Below are 18,709 nucleotides of genomic sequence, written 5' to 3'. Positions count from 1 at the left end.
TGAGGGCTTTTTTTATATGTAGGTGGAAAGGTGCAGAAAAACTTAAGAGTTTACATTCCCTTCATATTCCAAACACATTCCGTTAATACTACTTCGATAAGATGCGTCTTAAGAACTAGATAAAGGAGTGGGGCTGCATGACGCTGCTTCAACTTAAGACACACGGCACGATGAATTCGGAAAGTGATGATAAGCCAGAGCTCCATAATCATCTGACACAATCACAAGACACTACCGCGCTTGTCTTATGCAGGCCGGTTCCAGTCATCGGGACGAATGAGACCTGCCGCGAAGTGATGGACAAGTTCAAGGCTAATCGAGAAATACCATGCATGGTTTATTGCAGTGAATCGGGCAAACCTCAAGGACTTATTATGCGGGGGGATATGTACCGCCGTATGACAGGCAGATTTTCCAGAGAAATTTATGATCACCGCCCGGCAATCTGTATTGCAGATATGAAGCCTATGGTTGTGGATATTTCGCATCCTCTATCACAACTGCTTCACCAAGCATTGCAACGTCCGGAATCGCAGTTTTATGATTGTGTGCTCATTACAGATCAGGACAAGTTTATCGGTGCTCTCACCGTGAAGGATTTATTGCATCTGTCCACCGTACTGCAAGAAGAAGCGGAGAACAAACGGGAATTTACTTTAAATGAAAACCATCGTCAAACTATTGAGATTGAAGAGTCTTTAAGCCAAGTAGCAGAGGCCGCAGAGGTAACGCAGACCCGAAGTCAAGTGATGAAGGAATGGTCTCAATACGGAAAAGAGAAGCTGGAACAGGTAAGCAATTCATATACAGGACTAGTCAATGGTATGGAGGAGAGGGCTGACTTTGTCTCGCAGCTTTTACAAAATGCCGACAGTATTTCCTCGATCACCAAGCAAATTACTGAGATCGCTAATCACAGCAGCCTGCTCACTATAAACGCTTCGATTGAAGCAGCGCATGCGGGTGAGCATGGGAATGGGTTTCAGATTGTCGCAGGAGAAGTCCAGACTTTGGCCAAACAGACACGAAACTTGTCCGCAGACATTTCTAATCTTCTGCTGCAGATCCAGCGTCTCGTTGCAGAAACTGCTGAAGTTACCGCTTCTAGTCTGAAGGAAATCCGTTCTTGTGAGAGCATTGTTGCCGAAGGGGGCAGGATATTTGTTCAGATGGAGCAAGTGGTTCAGGAGGTGAGGGACGCCGGCAGCCAGGTCTATCATCTGTCAGAAGAAGCGGCTGAACGGGTCAAGCGGGTCAGGAAGGAGCTGGACGAAATGAATGTCAGTCATTCCTATGATCCGCAAATTGAGTCTGAAAATCTTGAAAATGGTTAAAAAAATTTACACAGAGTTTACAATTCTCGATAACTGAAATTACATTTCAGGATTAATATCAATATTGTAAAGCGATAAGTAAGAGACCAGATCTAAAGGAGTGGATAGGTTTGTTTAGAAAAAGGGGTCGTAAAACAGCAGGTATTCTCGTAATGATCATGATGCTGAGCACAGTGCTCGCAGCTTGCGGAGGCGGGGATAAGAAAACAGAAGGCGACAACGCAGGAGCCAGTGATTCACTTACGGGAACGATTGAGATTGATGGATCTAGCACGGTTCATCCGATGACAGAAGCAATCGCTGAAGAGTTTGGGGCCGTAAACAAAGATGTCCGCATTCCGATTGGAACAGGTGGAACAGGCGCTGGCTTTAAACGGTTCCTGAACGGCGAAATCGCCATTACGAACGCATCCCGTCCGATTAAGGATAAGGAAGCTGCCGAAGCTAAGGAAAAAGGATTTGAATATCTCGAAGTTATGGTAGCCTATGATGGATTGGCTGTTGTTGTAAATCCGGAGAATGATTTTATTGATAAGCTGACTATTGATGAGCTGAAGAAAATATATGAGCCAGAAAGCAAAGTAAAGACATGGGCGGATGTACGTGAAGGTTGGCCTGCTGAGGAAATTAAAATCTACTCTCCTGGTACGGACCATGGAACATTTGATTATTTCACAGAAGTTATTAACGGTGAAGCACAAGTTAGCCGTAATGACAGCCAAATTACATTCAGTGCAGACACCAATGCGATTGTTCAAGGTGTAGCAGGTGATAAACAATCGATCGGTTACTTCGGCTTCTCCTTCTATGAAGAGAACAAAGACAAATTGAAACTGGTTCCTATTGATAACGGAACAGCTACTGTCTCACCAAATACAGATACAATTAAAGATAACAGCTACGCGCCATTGTCCCGTCCTTTGTTCATCTATGTAAGCAAGAAGGAAATGGATCGTCCAGAAGTGAAGGCTTTCCTTGATTTCTACCTGAGCAACGCAGGAACACTGGCTGGTGAGGTTGGATTCGTACCACTTCAAGATGACCAGTATCAACAAGAAAAAGACAAGTTGGCTCAATAAGTCTTGGATAGAAAGGGAAGAGAAGAATGAATAAAACATCATCCGTGGCGAGTAGTTCCGGGAAAATGACGTTCCGCAGAAGCAAAACGCGTTTATCCGACAAAATCATACCGATTTTTCTAGGATTATGCGCAGCGCTTTCGGTATTTACCACCATCGGTATTGTGTACACACTTCTACAGGAATCCATCATTTTCTTCAAAGAGGTACCGGTATGGTCCTTCTTGACAGGAACGGTATGGAGCCCTATTCTCTCCCCAAAAGAATTCGGCGTGCTGCCCCTGCTGGGCGGCACATTGCTGATTACAGGCATTGCGATTATATTCGCAGTGCCTATCGGCTTGGCATCCGCTATTTATTTAAATGAATATGCGCCTGCCCGGGTTCGGGGAGTTGTTAAGCCGGTATTGGAAGTGCTGGCTGGTGTGCCGACGATTGTGTACGGTTATTTTGCGCTGGAGACCGTAACACCTTTATTACAAAAAATATTTCCGGATATGAGCCTGTTCAATGCACTGAGTGCAGGTATTGTTGTAGGCATTATGGTGCTGCCTATGATTTCATCTCTTAGTGAAGATGCAATGCGAGCCGTTCCGAAGAGCCTCCGGCACGGAGCCTATGCACTTGGTGCCACCCGCTTTGAAGTGGCGCTGAAGATTGTGCTGCCGGCTGCCATGTCCGGTGTCGTTTCTTCGTTCGTGCTGGCATTCTCCCGCGCGATTGGTGAGACCATGATCGTTACAGTTGCCGCAGGGGCAACACCGCGTCTGACAGCCAATCCGCTGGAAAGCATACAAACGATGACTTCATATATCGTTCAGGTCAGCAGCGGTGACGTTCCGCGCGGAACGATTGAATATGGAACGATCTTTGCCGTCGGTCTGACTTTGTTTGTCATTACCTTTTTGCTTAACATCTTGGCGCAGTGGGTTGCTCGCCGCTTCAGGGAGGAATATTAGATGGAATCAATGAATCTGGGCGAAACCAAAGGCATAACCCGGAGACGCCGCGGCGACCGCACCCTGCACCTTGTTTTTCTGATCTGTACAAGTATCGGAATTGTGGCATTGATGGCATTAATCGTGACGATTTTGATGGACGGTCTTCACAGGCTTTCGCCAGAACTATTCACGAATTATCCATCACGTATTGCAGCAAAGGCAGGGATGAAATCGCCTATAGTTGGCACAGTTTACTTGCTCTTGCTCATGGCACCACTATCATTTATTCTTGGTGTTGGGGCTGCGATATTTCTGGAGGAGTACGCCGGACGAAGCCGCTGGGTACGTCTCATTCAGCTAAATATCAGTACGCTTGCAGGCGTTCCTTCTATTATATATGGTATTCTCGGCCTCGCGATTTTCGTCCGCGGTATGGGTCTTGGACGAAGCTTGCTGTCTGGGGTATTGACCATGACATTGCTTGTCTTACCGATTATTATTGTTTCCTCTCAAGAGGCGCTCCGAGCAGTGCCGAAGAACCGGCGTGATGCATCTTATGCTCTTGGAGCGACGAAGTGGCAGACGGTTTCCAAGTCGGTATTGCCATCCGCCATGCCTGGTATTATGACAGGGGTTATATTGGCACTGTCCCGCGCAATCGGGGAAACGGCACCGCTCATTATGATCGGGGCTCTCACCTATGTTGCCTTTTTGCCGGAAAATCTGCTGGATTCATTCACGGTAATGCCGATTCAAATTTTCAACTGGATATCGAGACCGAGTTCGGAGTTCCATGAACTGGCTGCCTCAGGTATTATTTTGCTGCTGATTATGCTGTTCATTATGAACCTGCTCGCTATCTGGCTGCGGAACAAATATCAGAAGAACACCTAAGACTTTGATGCAACTGCCAAATCGATATCGTGAATGTTCAGAAGAAGGAGACATGATTATTTTATGGAAGCCATTATTCATATTGAGAAATTGAATCTCTATTACGAGTCTTATCATGCGCTGAAAAGTGTGGACCTTGATATACCGGAAAAAACGGTGACGGCGTTTATCGGTCCTTCCGGTTGCGGCAAATCGACATTGCTGCGCACACTCAATCGGATGAACGACATGATCCCGGGCACACGGATTGAGGGCAGCGTGAAGATCGGCGGTACAGAAATTTACAGTGAGGAAGTCCATGTTGAGGCTCTGCGCAAACAGGTCGGCATGGTATTTCAGCAGCCTAACCCTTTTCCTAAATCGATCTATGACAATATCGCTTACGGACCACGCCTGCATGGCATCCGCAACAAGTCAGATCTGGACGGTATTGTGGAGCAGAGTCTTAAACAGGCTGCTCTGTGGGGAGAGGTAAAAGACTATTTGAAACGTTCCGCGTTCAGTCTGTCCGGCGGTCAACAGCAGCGTTTATGTATTGCCCGCGCCTTGGCAGTTCAGCCTGATATTCTGTTGATGGACGAGGCAACTTCGGCATTAGATCCGATCTCAACACTTAAGATTGAGGAATTAGTTCAAGAATTGAAGAGCAAATATACCATTGTTATGGTTACTCACAACATGCACCAGGCCGCGCGGATATCAGGTCGGACAGTATTTTTCCTAAATGGTGAGGTAATTGAGTCGGCAGATACGGATGTATTGTTCTCCACACCTTCTGATGCTCGTACCGAGGATTATATTTCCGGCCGCTTCGGCTGATCGCTTGTTAAATAATGAATTGGAGGGGCATCTTACATGATCCGGAGAATTGAGTTTGATCAGCAGCTCGATGAACTGAGAACGCTGCTGCGGGATATGAGTACGCATATGGAGGAGGCACTGGCGGCTGCTGTGTCATCACTTCAAACATTGGATACGGAAAAAGCTCAAAATGTCGTTAAGCAGGATACCGATTTGAATGCGATGGAAGAGCAAATTATGGACATCGGTTCCCGCCTTATTGTAACTCAGCAGCCTGTAGCAAAGGATTTGCGCCGAATCTTGGTTGCTTTTCGGATTGCGAGTGATCTGGAACGAATGGGCGATCTGGCACGTGACGTTGCGAAGGTAACCATTCGATTGCAAGGCCAGCAGCTGATCAAGCCGCTTGTGGATATTCCCCGCATGTCAGATATTGTGAAATCGATGGTAACGGAATCCATCGAGTCCTATTTGACAGAGAATACGGATATGGCCTACAAAATGGCACAGGTTGATGATCAAGTTGATCATCTTTATAGTGTGATCTTTCATGATCTATTATCGCATCTGACGGGTGATCCGGAGACAGCGAATCAGGCGATGCTGCTCGTCATGGTCGGTCGCTACATTGAACGGATTGCCGATCATGCAACGAATATCGGAGAAAGCACTGTTTATCTGGTGACAGGGCATCGGCCAGATCTTAACCAATAAATAGAGCGTCGGCGAAAGCCGGCGTTTTTTATTTTAATTAGATTTCCGAAAAGAATTCTTACACTTCAAGGAATGTGTAAGGCGTAGCCCAGTGAGTAAGTGGGAGATGAATTTTCGGTTGGTTAAGCCAAAGCATTCGTAGTTATCTGATAATCGTGTTACAATCAGTCTATACATAAGGAAAGGTTGATAACACAGTGAAATTAGATAGTAATAAACATTCAGTCTTTCTCCTGCATTATCATCTTGTACTAGTAGTAAAATACCGTAGACAAGTATTTGATGATGACCTATCCAATTATGCTAAAGACATTTTTGTGAGAATAGGGCAGTCATACAACATTACGGTTGAAGATTGGAATCACGATAAAGACCATATTCATGTGATGTTCAAAGCACATCCCAATAGTGAATTGTCAAAATTTCTAAATGCGTATAAAAGTGCTAGTTCTCGATTGATAAAACGTGACTTTCCCATTGTTCGCAAAAAGCTTTGGAAGGAAATGTTTTGGTCAAGAAGTTTCTGTTTGATTACAACAGGCGGCGCATCCATAGAAACGATTAAACAGTATATTGAAAAACAAGGCAGAAAGTAGGTGTAGGTAATGTTAAAAGCATACAAGTATCGTATTTATCCGAATGCGGAACAGCGGATATTTTTCGCAAAAACATTTGGTTGTGTACGCTTTGTATATAACAAAATGCTTGCTGATAGAATCAATTCTTATCAAGAATGTCAAAAAAGCATGGATAAGTCCATCAAGTATCCTACACCGGCACAATACAAAACAGAATTTCCATTTCTCAAAGAAGTGGATAGCCTTGCTTTAGCTAATGCACAAATGAATCTAAATAAGGCATACGCTAATTTCTTTCGAGATAAATCTGTGGGATTCCCAAAGTTCAAAAGCAAGAAAGACAACCATAAGAGCTACACGACTAACAACCAAAAGGGAACGGTGAGCATTGGCGGTGGATACTTGAAGATTCCAAAGCTCAAGACGCTAATCAATCAACATCGTCAATTCCAAGGGTTGATTAAATCTGTTACCATTTCTCAAACACCGAGCAATAAGTATTTCATCTCTATCTTGGTCGAGGAGAATGAACAATTGTTCCCTAGGCTAGACACTAGTGTAGGGATAGATGTTGGACTCAAGGACTTTGCCATTCTGTCGAACGGAACGAAATATGAGAATCCAAAGTGGTTTCGCAAAGCTGAACAGCGTTTAGCCTTTTTGCAACGATCGCTGTCTCGTAAAAAGAAAGGCTCAGCAAACCGCAACAAGATGAGGCTTAAGGTTGCCAAGCTTCATGAAAAGATCAATAATCAGCGAAATGACTATCTCCATAAGGTAAGCCATGAGATCACAAACGACAACCAAGTAATGGTGATCGAAGACTTGCGTGTGAAGAATATGCTACAAAACCGCAAATTATCTAAAGCGATCAGCGAGATATCTTGGGCAAAGTTCAGAACGATGCTTGAGTACAAAGCTCAATGGAAAGGTCGTGACATCATCGTTGCGCCTAAGAATTACGCGAGTAGTCAGCTTTGTTCAAACTGCGGATACCAAAACAAAGAAGTCAAAAACGTAAACTTGCGTGAATGGGATTGTCCATCTTGTAACGCACATCACGACAGAGACTTCAATGCAAGTCTGAATCTGCTTAAACTAGCCAACTAATTGGCATTGATCTTCGGGGCAGGAACTGCCCTTAGAGCTTGGTGAATTCATTTGGCTAATAGAAGCAAATGTTACCCAAGAAGCTCCCACTTCAACGAGCGTCAGTGAGTAAGTGGTGAGTAGTTCACCTATTTCCTATGAATATACAGGAGACTTAGGCTCGGCCTTCGGTTTTATGGGGAACCTATGTTATCATGTGTGAAGGAAGTTATAAAGGGGTAGGTGCCTGAATGGACAAGTTGATTGTAATTGATGGAAACAACATTATTTACCGTGCGTTTTTTGCGATGCCTCCGCTTACGAATGCCAGCGGGCAGCAGACAAACGCCGTCTATGGATTTACTACGATGCTGCTTCGTCTGATCGACGAGCATAAGCCTACACATATGATGGTTGCATTTGATGCGGGGAAAGAAACGTTCCGTCATGCGGATTTTCAGGATTATAAAGGCAAGCGCGAGAAGACGCCGCCGGAATTGTCTGGACAGTTCCCACTGCTTAAGGAGCTTTTGCAGGGACTTGGAGTAGCCCAATTCGAGATTAAAGGCTATGAAGCGGACGACATCATCGGTACGATTACCCGACAGGCTGATGAGCAGGGCCGTCAAGTTATGGTCATTTCAGGGGACAAGGATATGCTGCAGCTGGCCTCTGACCACATCACGATTGGCATGGTCCGCAAAGGCGTAACCGAAATTGAACAGTACCGCCCAGCTCAGATTAAAGAGCGATATGACCTGACACCCGAACAGATTATTGATCTAAAAGGTTTGATGGGGGATGCGTCGGATAACATTCCCGGTGTGCCGGGTGTCGGCGAGAAGACGGCACTTAAACTGCTTCATGAGTTCGGTTCCGTTGAGCAGGTATTAGCCCGAACGAACGAGCTTAAGGGCAAAATGAAGGAAAAGATTGAGGACAATGCCGAGTCTGCCATATTGAGCAAAAAACTGGCGACAATATTCCGCGAGGTTCCGCTGGAACAGTCTTGGGATGATATGAAGTTTGATGGACTAAACAAGGAAACCGCCGGACCGGCACTGGCGAAGTTGGAGTTCAAATCGCTACTGGAGCGATTAAATCTGGATGCAGGCAGAGTAGGTAACGCAGAAGCAGAGCAGCCTGAAGCCGAGGTTGAAGTAGTGACTGTAGATGTGGACCTTCTTCCAGAGGTCGTAAATCTACTTGATCAAATCAGGGTTATGCATGTGGAAACGTATGGAGATAATCCGCATCACGCGAGTGTGATTGGTATCGTACTGGCTACGGAAAACCTTCAATATTATGTTCCGTTCGAACTGTTGAAAGAAGATACAGCTGAACCTATTCGAAACTGGTTGGCTGACAGCAGTATTCCTAAACGGGGGTACGACCTGCACCGTATCGATCTGGCACTTCATTGGCACGGTATCGCTTTTGCCGGTGCATCCTTTGATGTTCATTTGGCTGCATATTTGCTTGATCCTACGGAATCAAACCAAACGCTCAGCGGTTTAGCGGCCAAGTACGGCCTCTCTTTTCTTACCTCGGATGAGGATGTGTTTGGAAAAGGCGCGAAATACAAAATACCGGATGTGGAAATCCTCAGCAAACATCTCGCGCGGAAATGTGCAGCTGTCGCCCAGGTTATACCACTGCAGGAGCAGGAGCTGAGCCATAACGAAATGCTGCCGCTATTCCACGAACTTGAAATGCCGCTGTCCCGCATTTTGGCCGACATGGAGAAGCAGGGAATATCAGTTAACGTGGAAGATCTGAAACAACTCGGACGTGAATTCGAAGAGCAGATCAAGTCTTTGGTTGAGAAAATATACGAGATTGCCGGCACGGAGTTCAACTTGAATTCTCCGAAGCAGCTTGGCGAGATTTTGTTCGTGAAGTTGGAGCTGCCGGTCGTCAAAAAGACAAAGACCGGTTATTCCACAGATGCGGAAGTGCTCGAGAAGCTGGCGCCATATCATGAAATCGTCCGTTATATTCTCCAGTACCGCACGATTGCGAAGCTCCAATCGACCTATGTGGAGGGATTGCTTAAGGAGATATCGCCGCAAACCGGCAAGGTGCATACGTACTACCGCCAGACCATTGCTGCGACCGGACGGCTTAGCAGCCAATTTCCAAACCTGCAAAATATTCCAATCCGGCTGGAAGAAGGACGCAAGCTCCGCAAAGTGTTCGTTCCGTCCGAGCCTGGCTGGTCTATTCTCGCGGCTGACTATTCTCAAATCGAGTTGCGGGTTCTTGCACATATCTCTGACGACGATCGTCTGAAAGAAGCGTTTTTGCATGACATGGACATTCATACGAAGACCGCTATGGATGTATTCGGCGTAAGCGAAGAAGATGTGGATTCGAACATGCGCCGATCGGCCAAGGCTGTTAACTTCGGTATTGTGTACGGAATCAGTGACTATGGTCTGTCTCAGAACTTGAATATTACCCGGAAAGAAGCAGCCAAATTTATCGATCAATACTTCGAGGTATTCCAAGGCGTTCGCCGTTATATGGATGAGATTGTGAAGCAGGCGAAGCAGTACGGATATGTCAAAACACTATTGGAACGAAGACGTTATTTGCCTGAGATCAATGCCAGTAACTTCAACCTTAGATCATTTGCCGAACGGACCGCTATGAATACGCCGATTCAAGGAACGGCAGCTGATGTAATCAAGCTCGCCATGGTTCATATGGATGCGGCGCTGCATGAACGTCAATTGAAGAGCCGTATGCTGCTTCAAGTTCACGATGAATTGGTGTTTGAAGTGCCTGAAGATGAGATGGAAACGATGAAGACACTTGTACCTGAAGTGATGAGCAAGGCGCTGGAATTGGTAGTTCCTCTGAAGTCTGAAGTAAGTTACGGTAAGAACTGGTACGAAGCGAAGTAAGCGGTAGAGCAGCCTTTTTTCCAAAAACCGTGGTCCCGCAGACGCTTCACATCCGTTATAATGGGGAAGAGGTGAAGACATCATGCCGGAATTACCGGAAGTAGAAACGATAAAAAGAACACTTAATCAGCTCATTAGGGGTAAACATATAGATCATGTCACTGTAAATCTTCCGCGGATCATTCAGCGCCCAGATGATAGTGAGGCATTCGCTTTTCTTCTGCAGGGACATACCATTGAAGGTGTAGAACGACGCGGGAAGTTTCTGAGAATCAAACTGGACGGTCTGGTGATCGTCTCCCATCTTCGGATGGAGGGACGATATGGACTTTATTCTTCCGGAGATCCGGTGGAGAAGCATACGCATGTCATTTTTCATTTTGATGATGGGACTGAGCTGCGCTATAAGGATGTTCGTCAGTTTGGAACGATGCATCTGTTCGCTTCAGGGGAGGAATTCAGCAATCCTCCGCTTTCGAAGCTGGGCATCGAACCGCTTGACGATACATTTACGCTTAATATATTTAAAGAAATTATTAGCGGGAAGAAGACCAAAATTAAGGCTGTCCTGTTGAACCAGGCATATATCGTTGGGATCGGTAATATTTATGTAGATGAAGCACTCTTTCGGTCGGGCATTCATCCCGAACGAAATGCCAATACATTAAGCGATGCCGAGTTGAAATCTTTGTATGAGGCTATTATCGACACTCTGTCGGAATCCGTAAAAGCAGGCGGCTCTTCGATTAAATCCTATGTGAACGGACAAGGCGAAATGGGTATGTTCCAGCACAGCCTTCGTATCTACGGACGGAAGGACGAGCCATGCGACAACTGCGGTGGTCCAGTCATGAAGACGGTGGTTGGCGGCCGCGGTACCCATTACTGTCCACGCTGTCAGCCCGTTAAACGTTAAGTCATAGGCGTGCACCCATCACTTCCTGAATCCATATACTATTGGAGAATAGCCGAAAGACGTGTGATAAAGCTCGTTAACGGCCGGAGGAGGGAAATGGGTGCTCAGTCTTATTTTTTCACCTGTACTGCTGGCTATGGCGCTAAGCCTTGACGGCTTTGGAGCCGGCATTACATACGGGCTGCGTAGAACGAAAATCCCGCTGTTGTCGGTGCTTATTATTTCGCTGTGTTCGGGTCTCGTGCTCTGTATCTCAATGCAGGCTGGGGTATTATTGCAGCGGGTTTTCTCCCCTGCATTTGCTTCGATGATCGGAGCGGCCATTCTTATTGCGCTCGGATGTTGGTCCTTTATTCAACAGATCAGGTCCAGATCAGATCGTGCGGGTGACGCAGAACCGATATCGCCAAAAGCAAGCACAGCAGGTCTTACGGTTCTTGCTGATGGTGCTGGTTCACAGCCCCAAACGGCTGTGTTCTCTCTGGAAATCCGCAAGCTGGGACTTGTTATTCAGATTTTGCGAAGTCCTACACGGGCGGATATGGACGACTCCGGCAGCATTTCATCATGGGAGGCCATGTGGCTAGGGATTGCACTATCCCTGGACGCTTTTGGTGCCGGACTTGGCGCAGCTATGCTCGGATTTTCACCCTTATTGACATCAGGGGTGGTTGCACTGTTTAGCGGACTGTTTCTCGTGCTCGGTATGAAAACCGGGTTTCGAGTTGCTTCCAAAGGCGGTATGAGATTTATCTCATACGCGCCGGCGTTTTTATTAATCTTCATGGGTATAATGAAGTTGTTATGAGGTGAAATCATGAATATCGGTTTAACCGGGGGAATTGCAACAGGTAAAAGCACCGTGTCCTCCATGCTGATCCGGAAGGGAGCACTTCTCGTGGATGCAGATGTAATTGCTCGGGAGGTAATGCTCCCGGGCCATCCGGTTTTGGCAGAGGTGGCCGCGTACTTTGGACAAGATGTGATACAAGCGGACGGGCAGCTGGATCGGAAGAAGCTGAGCGAGATCATTTTTAATGATGATAAAAAACGGCTGGCGCTGAACGGAATTACTCATCCTGCGATACGGCATGAGATACGGAAGCAGATGGCTGATTATGAAGCTGCTTATCCTGATCGACTGGTCGTGGTGGATATTCCGCTGTTGTACGAGTCAGAACTGCAGTTACTTTTTGAGAAGGTCATGGTTGTATATGTACCGAGAGAGAAACAGCTTCGTCGTCTGGTGGATCGTGATGAGATTACGGAAGAGCGGGCAGAGGCCAGGCTGAATAGCCAGATGGATATTGAACAGAAGAAGAACATGGCGGATTACGTAATCGATAACAGCGGAACCCTTGCAGAGACGAGCCAGCAGGTGGACGAGCTGTGGAATAGGTTATACGGATTATGAGTTGGTTTCGTAAAAAACGTGTGCTGTTGGTTCTGCTGATCTCTTTTGTGGCGGTACTCTTCATGAATAACATCTGGATGACATGGTTATATCCGATTTATTATAAAGATCAAATTCGCGAGCATGCTGTTCACTATGAAGTCGATCCGTTTCTGGTCGCGTCCATTATCCGAGTAGAAACCAACTACAAACCGGGTAAGGAGTCTAAAAGAGGGGCTCTCGGGATCATGCAGCTCATGCCAGATACGGCCAATTGGGCGATGGAAATGGCCAAGCTACCAACTGTGACACTGGATAGTGTCAAGCATGAAGCGGATGCCAATATCCAGCTCGGCACATGGTACATTAAGAAGCTCCACGATGAAATGGACGGTAATCCGATTGCTGTTATTGCTGCGTATAACGCAGGACCGGGAAATGTCCGCAACTGGATAAAGAAGGGGATGTGGGACGGGACATATGAAGATGTCAAGAACATTCCGATAGGGGAAACCCGTCACTATGTACAAAGGGTCATTTATTATTATAATCAATATACCGATGTGTATGATACGTTCTAAAACGGGAAGAACAATAAAAAGAGCATTGGACAGGCTTGAGAACCAAGCCTGTCTAACACTCTTTGAATGAAGAATTAATTATTGACCGGAATATTGACCAGCCAATTGTTGCTCGGCCAGGGTTACCAGACGTTTGGTAATGTATCCCCCGATCGAACCGTTCTCGTAGGAAGTCATGTTACCTTGGTAACCGTCTTGTGGAATGCTGATGCCAAGCTCTTGAGCAACCTCATATTTCATTTGCTCCAGGGCACCAGTTGCACGAGGTACTACCAGGTTGTTGCTGCTTCTGCTGTTACCGCCTTGTCCCATATCTGTTCACCTCCTTGAGTTGGTAAAAGTATTATGTCTCGGAACTGCAATCTTCATAACAATCAATTGCAGTCCAGTTTATGGAAATTAGATTGGAAGCCATGTGATTAGTTCATACAAAGGAAGTGATTTAGCTTTATGAAATGCCCATACTGCAGTTACGCCGGAACGAAGGTGCTTGATTCCCGTCCAGCTAATGAGAATAAATCTATCCGCCGCCGCAGAGAATGCGAGCAGTGCAGCCGCCGTTTCACAACGTTTGAAATGATTGAGGAGACCCCGCTCATGGTCATTAAGAAGGACGGCAGCCGGGAGGAATTCAGTCGAGAGAAAGTACTTCGCGGCTTAATTCGGGCTTGTGAGAAACGCCCTGTATCTGCAGACCAGCTGGATATGATCGTCTCTGAGGTGGAGAGTGCACTTCGTAAAACAGCCGCTGCCGAGGTAGAGAGTCGTCAGATTGGCGAGCTTCTAATGGAACAGCTGTATCCCGTGGATGAGGTAGCCTATGTTCGCTTCGCTTCGGTGTACCGGCACTTTAAAGACATCAACATGTTTATGAAAGAATTAAAAAGTCTGCTATCCAAAGATTCACTGCCGGACTCAAACATCTGATCGGTATGTGTATAGCAGGGTAGAGGAAGTCCTCAAGGATATGAGGACTTTTTCTCATCCAGGTAGGGTGAGGAAATAGCGTAACATGTGAAGTAAAGATGGGGCTTTGAATGGTGTATAATCGTGATCTATTGAATCAAATTTGTTGTTGCAAGTAGTACAATGCTGTGATATATTATTAAGGTACTATTTTTGAAAATAATTTGCTTAATAAGGGGCCTTAGCTCAGCTGGGAGAGCGCATCGCTGGCAGCGATGAGGTCAGGGGTTCGATCCCCCTAGGCTCCATAATTAAAGAAACCGCCAAACACAAGGATTTCCGGGTGTTTGGCGGTTTTTTGTTTAATCAAATTACATCCCCTTTGTTTCACTCATGTGAAATGGATAAGAATATACGGTTAACAGTTTCTTCTCGCGCTATCTACCGGGATGAGACAGTCAGAAATACTTGGTCTCCGCTTCATTTCTTTATGGGGCACTTTAGGAGCCTGGGTTACTCTGATGTCAGAGTTAAAAAATGTTAAAATAGTTGATTTTTATAAAAAATCGTTGATTAATGGTATTTATTATTTTACCATACATGATGTAAAATAGATATTGTACCAGGATTTGTTACATACACACAAAAGAAGGATGTTATCACGCCATCATCTAATAAGTTAATGAAAGGTTGGTTTGAGTGAATGTAGATATTGGGTTATCCATATTTTTATGTACGATTCTTTGTTATTCTTCGATAGCTAAAGTAATTAGTTATAAAGACTTTAAAAAAACGATTAGTCAACTTGGTTATCCTTTATTTCTAGCATGGCTAGTAATAGGTTTAGAAATGGTAAGCGCATTGATGCTGCTGTTCGATCCAACGCGTTCTATTGGAGAAATTATTGCCTTACTATTATTTCTCTCTTTTTATATCGTAACGGGAATGGCAATGAGAAAGAAGTTGAAGGTCGTTTGTAATTGTTTTGGTAAGTCAACGGAAGAGGAATTAGGTTGGAGTACGATGATTAAGATAACGCCGTTATTCCTTGCATCACTTATTAGTTGCATTTTACAATCTTCTGTTCAACTAGTAACGATCAATCCAATTCAATGGATTAGCATTGCAGGAATGACAGTTGGCATACTTAGTATGTACTCACTTTGGACAAACCGTGGTTTGATCATAGAAAAGGACTAGTAAAATGAGTTTATTCCTTATTCCTAAAGGGTAAGTTGAAAGCAGCAGTTTGATAGCCAAGGCATATGCCTTTGACTATAAATAGACCTACAAGAAAGGAGGTTTTCATAATGGCTTGCACAACTACAACTTCATGTGGCGAAAAATGTGGACATTATCCATTTGAGCAATTTATTGAGACTAAAAAAGAAGTATGCGTAGTGAATGGGAAGAACGAAATAACCACTTCCACTTCTTGCAAATGTTAATTAGGAACTAGACTAAGAGCCAGCTAGTTTTTTTCTTAGCTGGTTTTCCTTTGTTTATCTTTTCGCTGGAGTACACCGTGGTGTTGTTATAGAAGGAGGACAAGCATAATGAGTATATTTGATATATCATACTTAGTTCTATGGGCAATAATCGCCGTACAGACTTATTACATTGTGCAGATCGGCAAGAAGAAGGTTGTCACAACTGCCAATAATCAGATGGAATTTTCTTTGGTCGAAGAAAACCATGGAATTGCGAAGGGGAAGGTTTTCCCTCAACAACAATTTGACTCCATTAATCATGGTAGCTTTGATCTTCAACGAACCCGTAAATCCGGCGGTTATTTGGTTGCCTTTACTTCGGTGAGATGTGCGTCATGCAAGCTTGTTTACCCTCTACTAAAGAACTTTCATGAACAACATACAGATGTGCAGGTCGTTGTATTGATGCAAGGAGATGAGGAGTCCATACTTCAGAATATCCAGGATTACGAGTTGAATATGCCAGTCGTACAGATCGCTCCTTCAGATATGCAGAGATTAGAGACAGGTCACTATCCATTCTTCTATTATCTGGATTCTACAACTCAAGTCAGAACGAAGAGTATAATTAACCACGAGGGACAACTTAAACGTCTAGTTGAGGAAGGCCGATTGAAAACAGCAGTTTGATACGCAGGCTTATGCCTCTCGAAGAAATGCGCATTCATTTATATTATATGTTTCATTAAATAGGTGATATTAATGGAGAATGATTCAAATAACAAAGCAACGATTAGTTTAAAGCAAAAGAAGAAAGTTGTTCTGGGGGTATTCTATAGATTAATGCCCCTCATATTTAAGATTATTCCCGGCATGACAGCTTCTTTAGTGCTTATCAAGATTCTATCCTCCTTAGTGCCTATATTGACTATTTTCCTAGTCAAAGAAACGATTGATGCGGTAACAGCAGCATTCGATCAACAGCCTGGCGCACTCATGAATACGTTGCAATTAATCATTTTACAGGGTGTTTTATTATTATTGGACAAAATATTAGTCGTCATCGAAGAATTAATCACATTTAGAGCGCAACAGCATTTGAAGTACCATTTCGAGAAGATGCTTGCTGAACAAGCAGCACGGTTACCCTTGTATTATTTTGATCGTCCAGACTATTTTGATCAGCTAGAGCGAACGGCTATGGGTTTGGATCTTAAGGGGTTTAATATTTTTGTATTATTTATGAGAATATTCCGTAATATCGTGTCACTGGTTGGTATGTTCTATATACTTATTTCTTTCCACTGGGTGTTAGCTGTAGCAGTATTACTGATGGTAGTGCCGAATTTATGGATAAGTGCTTACTTAGGTCAGCAGAGGTATGCACAAATGGTTCATCAAACACCAACACAAAGGAAAACACAATACTTAATGTTAATGCTTCATAGCAGAGAAGCAGCTAAAGAATTGCGAGTACATAATATCAGTCAATATTTATTAACGAAGTGGCGAGCTCTTTTTTGGAAAACAACGAATGAAAGTTATATATTACGCAAATCGGCGAGTTGGAAAACGTTGATCGTAGACTCAGTTCATGCAACTCTCAATATCATTTCCATGTGTCTGCTTGTCTGGTTCGGCTATCTGGGATCACTGACGGTTGGGCACTATGTTTCGTTAACACAAGCATTATTCCAAATGGAATCGATGATTGCTGGATTAGGGAGAAGTATTGCCAATGTGTATGAAGAGTCTTTATTTATGAGTGAGGTATTGCATTATCTCGATTTAGAAACGGAAGGGGAGGGTGATAGCCGAACAGAACAATTCCCCGATAAGTTACAGGGTCATATTGAGATTAATAACCTTACATACACATATGCTGGTCAGTCTACACCTGTCTTGAACGGAATAAACCTTCGCATCAAGTCAGGGGAGAAGATTGCAATAGTTGGGGCCAACGGTGCGGGCAAGAGCACATTCGTGAAGTGTTTATTAGGTTTATACATGCCAGACGAGGGAACCATTCACTTTGACGGTATCAATATACGCGAGATCAATTTAGAAAGTATGAGAAATCGAGTATCTGTGGTGTTTCAGGATTTTATGAAGTATCAGCTTACGGCTAGGGAGAATATTGCTATGGGGCGATTGGATCGCTTGACCGATGATGCCGGCATTAAGGAGGCAGCGAATCAATCGGGTGCAGGAGAGCTGTTAAGCCGTTTGCCTGAAGGGCTGGACACGGAGTTAGGTCCGATGTTCGATGGTGGATACGAGCTGTCAGGCGGGCAGTGGCAGAAAATTGCGTTAAGTCGAGCGTATATGAAGGATGCCCAGCTGGTCATTCTTGATGAACCAACCTCGGCGCTTGATCCTAAAGCAGAGGCAGAGATTTACGATCACTTTGCTAGTCAGTACGAAGGTAAGACGACGATCATGATTTCGCATCGCTTAAGTAGTTGTCGTCATGCTGATCGCATTATTGTACTGAAGGATGGCAAGATCATTGAAGAAGGAAGTCATGACGACTTATTACATAAGAATGGACAATACGCTGAGATGTTTCTTACACAAGCGAAGAGATATACAGCATAGCTGAGAGGCGGAATATGCATTAAGGGTAGTATGGAATTGATAACATTGACGTCAAATCCTTAATCATTGAAGTCATTTTAATAGAAACAGCAGACTGAAATTTCATCCTAGTCTGCTGTTTCTTATTTTGGGATATAACACTAGGTTCGAAAAGCTAGTAAAGATTGCTGTTATTGTTGGGGGTTCTTCGCTATGAGTCGTATCTGTAGCATTTGCACAATCTAAGACCAATGATGTTAATGAAGTATTGAAAGTTTCTCAATATGGTAGACACGAATATAGGTCGCTTAATGGAGAACCGAGCCCTATTCAAGAGAAAGCTATAACGCCTGAGATTGACAGTGTCAAAGCGAAAGAGGATTCGAAGCGGGTAGAGGATCAAATCAATTGAAGAAGTGGTTGATCACTAATCAGAATAAAATATTTGGTAATCTGTACACGGATGCTGATGATAATTATGGAAAGAAGATCGGAAATCAGGTTTCGGAGATTGTTCGGGGAGATCTTGAGCGTCTATTTATGTGAATCAATTGTGAGAGCTCTCCA

General features: G+C 44.5%; 19 protein-coding genes and 1 tRNA gene. 19 read left to right on the top strand and 1 reads right to left on the bottom strand.

Annotation, left to right across the window (positions count from 1 at the left end):
* Positions 1-137 precede the first annotated feature (137 nt).
* The 13 genes from MNQ98_RS22700 (at position 138) to MNQ98_RS22640 (ending at position 13,229) form a co-directional block, all read left to right on the top strand.
* Positions 138-1,334: a methyl-accepting chemotaxis protein gene (locus MNQ98_RS22700; RefSeq protein ID WP_241930277.1), complete on the top strand. Its 1,197-nt coding sequence runs from the start codon at positions 138-140 to the stop codon at positions 1,332-1,334.
* 110 nt (positions 1,335-1,444) lie between these two features.
* On the top strand, positions 1,445-2,413 hold the full coding sequence (locus MNQ98_RS22695; RefSeq protein ID WP_241930276.1) for a PstS family phosphate ABC transporter substrate-binding protein: 969 nt from the start codon (positions 1,445-1,447) through the stop codon (positions 2,411-2,413).
* 26 nt (positions 2,414-2,439) lie between these two features.
* Complete coding sequence (pstC, locus tag MNQ98_RS22690; protein WP_208918303.1) at positions 2,440-3,372, top strand: phosphate ABC transporter permease subunit PstC; 933 nt, start codon at positions 2,440-2,442, stop codon at positions 3,370-3,372.
* Entirely contained in the window at positions 3,373-4,248 is an 876-nt protein-coding gene (gene pstA, locus MNQ98_RS22685; protein ID WP_241930275.1) for a phosphate ABC transporter permease PstA, read from the top strand.
* Positions 4,249-4,311: 63 nt separating this feature from the next.
* On the top strand, positions 4,312-5,067 hold the full coding sequence (pstB, locus tag MNQ98_RS22680; protein WP_241930274.1) for a phosphate ABC transporter ATP-binding protein PstB: 756 nt from the start codon (positions 4,312-4,314) through the stop codon (positions 5,065-5,067).
* A 36-nt stretch (positions 5,068-5,103) separates the two neighbouring features.
* Positions 5,104-5,763, top strand: a complete 660-nt coding sequence (gene phoU / locus MNQ98_RS22675; protein WP_241930273.1) for a phosphate signaling complex protein PhoU — start codon at positions 5,104-5,106, stop codon at positions 5,761-5,763.
* Between the two features lie 197 nt (positions 5,764-5,960).
* Entirely contained in the window at positions 5,961-6,359 is a 399-nt protein-coding gene (gene tnpA / locus MNQ98_RS22670; RefSeq protein ID WP_241930272.1) for an IS200/IS605 family transposase, read from the top strand.
* Positions 6,360-6,368: 9 nt separating this feature from the next.
* A complete protein-coding gene (gene tnpB, locus MNQ98_RS22665; RefSeq protein ID WP_241930271.1) occupies positions 6,369-7,451 on the top strand; it encodes an IS200/IS605 family element RNA-guided endonuclease TnpB in 1,083 nt (360 codons plus the stop codon).
* Between the two features lie 230 nt (positions 7,452-7,681).
* Positions 7,682-10,339, top strand: a complete 2,658-nt coding sequence (polA, locus tag MNQ98_RS22660; RefSeq protein ID WP_241930270.1) for a DNA polymerase I — start codon at positions 7,682-7,684, stop codon at positions 10,337-10,339.
* 82 nt (positions 10,340-10,421) lie between these two features.
* Positions 10,422-11,255, top strand: a complete 834-nt coding sequence (gene mutM, locus MNQ98_RS22655) for a DNA-formamidopyrimidine glycosylase (RefSeq protein ID WP_241930269.1) — start codon at positions 10,422-10,424, stop codon at positions 11,253-11,255.
* A gap of 100 nt (positions 11,256-11,355) precedes the next feature.
* Complete coding sequence (gene ytaF, locus MNQ98_RS22650) at positions 11,356-12,063, top strand: sporulation membrane protein YtaF (protein ID WP_241930268.1); 708 nt, start codon at positions 11,356-11,358, stop codon at positions 12,061-12,063.
* 9 nt (positions 12,064-12,072) lie between these two features.
* The gene (coaE, locus tag MNQ98_RS22645; protein ID WP_241930267.1) at positions 12,073-12,669 is read left to right on the top strand and encodes a dephospho-CoA kinase; all 597 of its coding nucleotides are present in this window, start codon (positions 12,073-12,075) and stop codon (positions 12,667-12,669) included.
* Positions 12,666-13,229 carry a lytic transglycosylase domain-containing protein gene (locus MNQ98_RS22640; RefSeq protein ID WP_208920138.1) on the top strand — a complete coding sequence of 188 codons (564 nt, stop codon included), beginning with the start codon at positions 12,666-12,668 and terminating at the stop codon, positions 13,227-13,229. Before coaE ends, MNQ98_RS22640 begins: the two co-directional genes overlap by 4 nt.
* A 78-nt stretch (positions 13,230-13,307) precedes the next feature.
* On the opposite strand, the gene MNQ98_RS22635 is transcribed toward MNQ98_RS22640, so the two are convergent.
* On the bottom strand, positions 13,308-13,541 hold the full coding sequence (locus MNQ98_RS22635) for an alpha/beta-type small acid-soluble spore protein (protein WP_208918311.1): 234 nt from the start codon (positions 13,539-13,541) through the stop codon (positions 13,308-13,310).
* A gap of 138 nt (positions 13,542-13,679) precedes the next feature.
* On the opposite strand from MNQ98_RS22635, the gene nrdR reads away from it, so the two are divergent.
* From nrdR to MNQ98_RS22605, 6 genes are all read left to right on the top strand, one after another.
* Positions 13,680-14,156 (top strand): transcriptional regulator NrdR, encoded by a 477-nt coding sequence (nrdR, locus tag MNQ98_RS22630; RefSeq protein ID WP_208918312.1) that lies wholly within the window; start codon positions 13,680-13,682, stop codon positions 14,154-14,156.
* Between the two features lie 214 nt (positions 14,157-14,370).
* Positions 14,371-14,443 (top strand) — tRNA-Ala (locus tag MNQ98_RS22625).
* A 391-nt stretch (positions 14,444-14,834) separates the two neighbouring features.
* A complete protein-coding gene (locus tag MNQ98_RS22620; protein WP_241930266.1) occupies positions 14,835-15,335 on the top strand; it encodes a MauE/DoxX family redox-associated membrane protein in 501 nt (166 codons plus the stop codon).
* A 356-nt stretch (positions 15,336-15,691) separates the two neighbouring features.
* The gene (locus tag MNQ98_RS22615; protein ID WP_241930265.1) at positions 15,692-16,255 is read left to right on the top strand and encodes a TlpA family protein disulfide reductase; all 564 of its coding nucleotides are present in this window, start codon (positions 15,692-15,694) and stop codon (positions 16,253-16,255) included.
* A gap of 72 nt (positions 16,256-16,327) precedes the next feature.
* Complete coding sequence (locus MNQ98_RS22610; protein ID WP_241930264.1) at positions 16,328-18,163, top strand: ABC transporter ATP-binding protein; 1,836 nt, start codon at positions 16,328-16,330, stop codon at positions 18,161-18,163.
* A gap of 387 nt (positions 18,164-18,550) precedes the next feature.
* On the top strand, positions 18,551-18,688 hold the full coding sequence (locus MNQ98_RS22605; RefSeq protein ID WP_241930263.1) for a hypothetical protein: 138 nt from the start codon (positions 18,551-18,553) through the stop codon (positions 18,686-18,688).
* Positions 18,689-18,709: the final 21 nt, after the last annotated feature.

Origin of the sequence: Paenibacillus sp. N3/727, assembly GCF_022637315.1 — a bacterium.
Classification (GTDB): Bacteria; Bacillota; Bacilli; order Paenibacillales; family Paenibacillaceae; genus Paenibacillus_AQ; species Paenibacillus_AQ uliginis.
This window is presented reverse-complemented; position numbering and strand designations above follow the sequence as displayed.

What these genes read in the sequence shown, in the direction of transcription:
- tnpB (WP_241930271.1), top strand. Translation starts at nt 6,369, where the DNA reads ATGTTAAAAGCATACAAGTATCGTATTTATCCGAATGCGGAACAGCGG.
- pstB (WP_241930274.1), top strand. Translation starts at nt 4,312, where the DNA reads ATGGAAGCCATTATTCATATTGAGAAATTGAATCTCTATTACGAGTCT.
- pstA (WP_241930275.1), top strand. Translation starts at nt 3,373, where the DNA reads ATGGAATCAATGAATCTGGGCGAAACCAAAGGCATAACCCGGAGACGC.
- MNQ98_RS22640 (WP_208920138.1), top strand. Translation starts at nt 12,666, where the DNA reads ATGAGTTGGTTTCGTAAAAAACGTGTGCTGTTGGTTCTGCTGATCTCT.
- coaE (WP_241930267.1), top strand. Translation starts at nt 12,073, where the DNA reads ATGAATATCGGTTTAACCGGGGGAATTGCAACAGGTAAAAGCACCGTG.
- polA (WP_241930270.1), top strand. Translation starts at nt 7,682, where the DNA reads ATGGACAAGTTGATTGTAATTGATGGAAACAACATTATTTACCGTGCG.
- mutM (WP_241930269.1), top strand. Translation starts at nt 10,422, where the DNA reads ATGCCGGAATTACCGGAAGTAGAAACGATAAAAAGAACACTTAATCAG.
- MNQ98_RS22700 (WP_241930277.1), top strand. Translation starts at nt 138, where the DNA reads ATGACGCTGCTTCAACTTAAGACACACGGCACGATGAATTCGGAAAGT.
- MNQ98_RS22610 (WP_241930264.1), top strand. Translation starts at nt 16,328, where the DNA reads ATGGAGAATGATTCAAATAACAAAGCAACGATTAGTTTAAAGCAAAAG.
- pstC (WP_208918303.1), top strand. Translation starts at nt 2,440, where the DNA reads ATGAATAAAACATCATCCGTGGCGAGTAGTTCCGGGAAAATGACGTTC.
- nrdR (WP_208918312.1), top strand. Translation starts at nt 13,680, where the DNA reads ATGAAATGCCCATACTGCAGTTACGCCGGAACGAAGGTGCTTGATTCC.
- MNQ98_RS22615 (WP_241930265.1), top strand. Translation starts at nt 15,692, where the DNA reads ATGAGTATATTTGATATATCATACTTAGTTCTATGGGCAATAATCGCC.
- phoU (WP_241930273.1), top strand. Translation starts at nt 5,104, where the DNA reads ATGATCCGGAGAATTGAGTTTGATCAGCAGCTCGATGAACTGAGAACG.
- MNQ98_RS22635 (WP_208918311.1), bottom strand. Translation starts at nt 13,541, where the DNA reads ATGGGACAAGGCGGTAACAGCAGAAGCAGCAACAACCTGGTAGTACCT.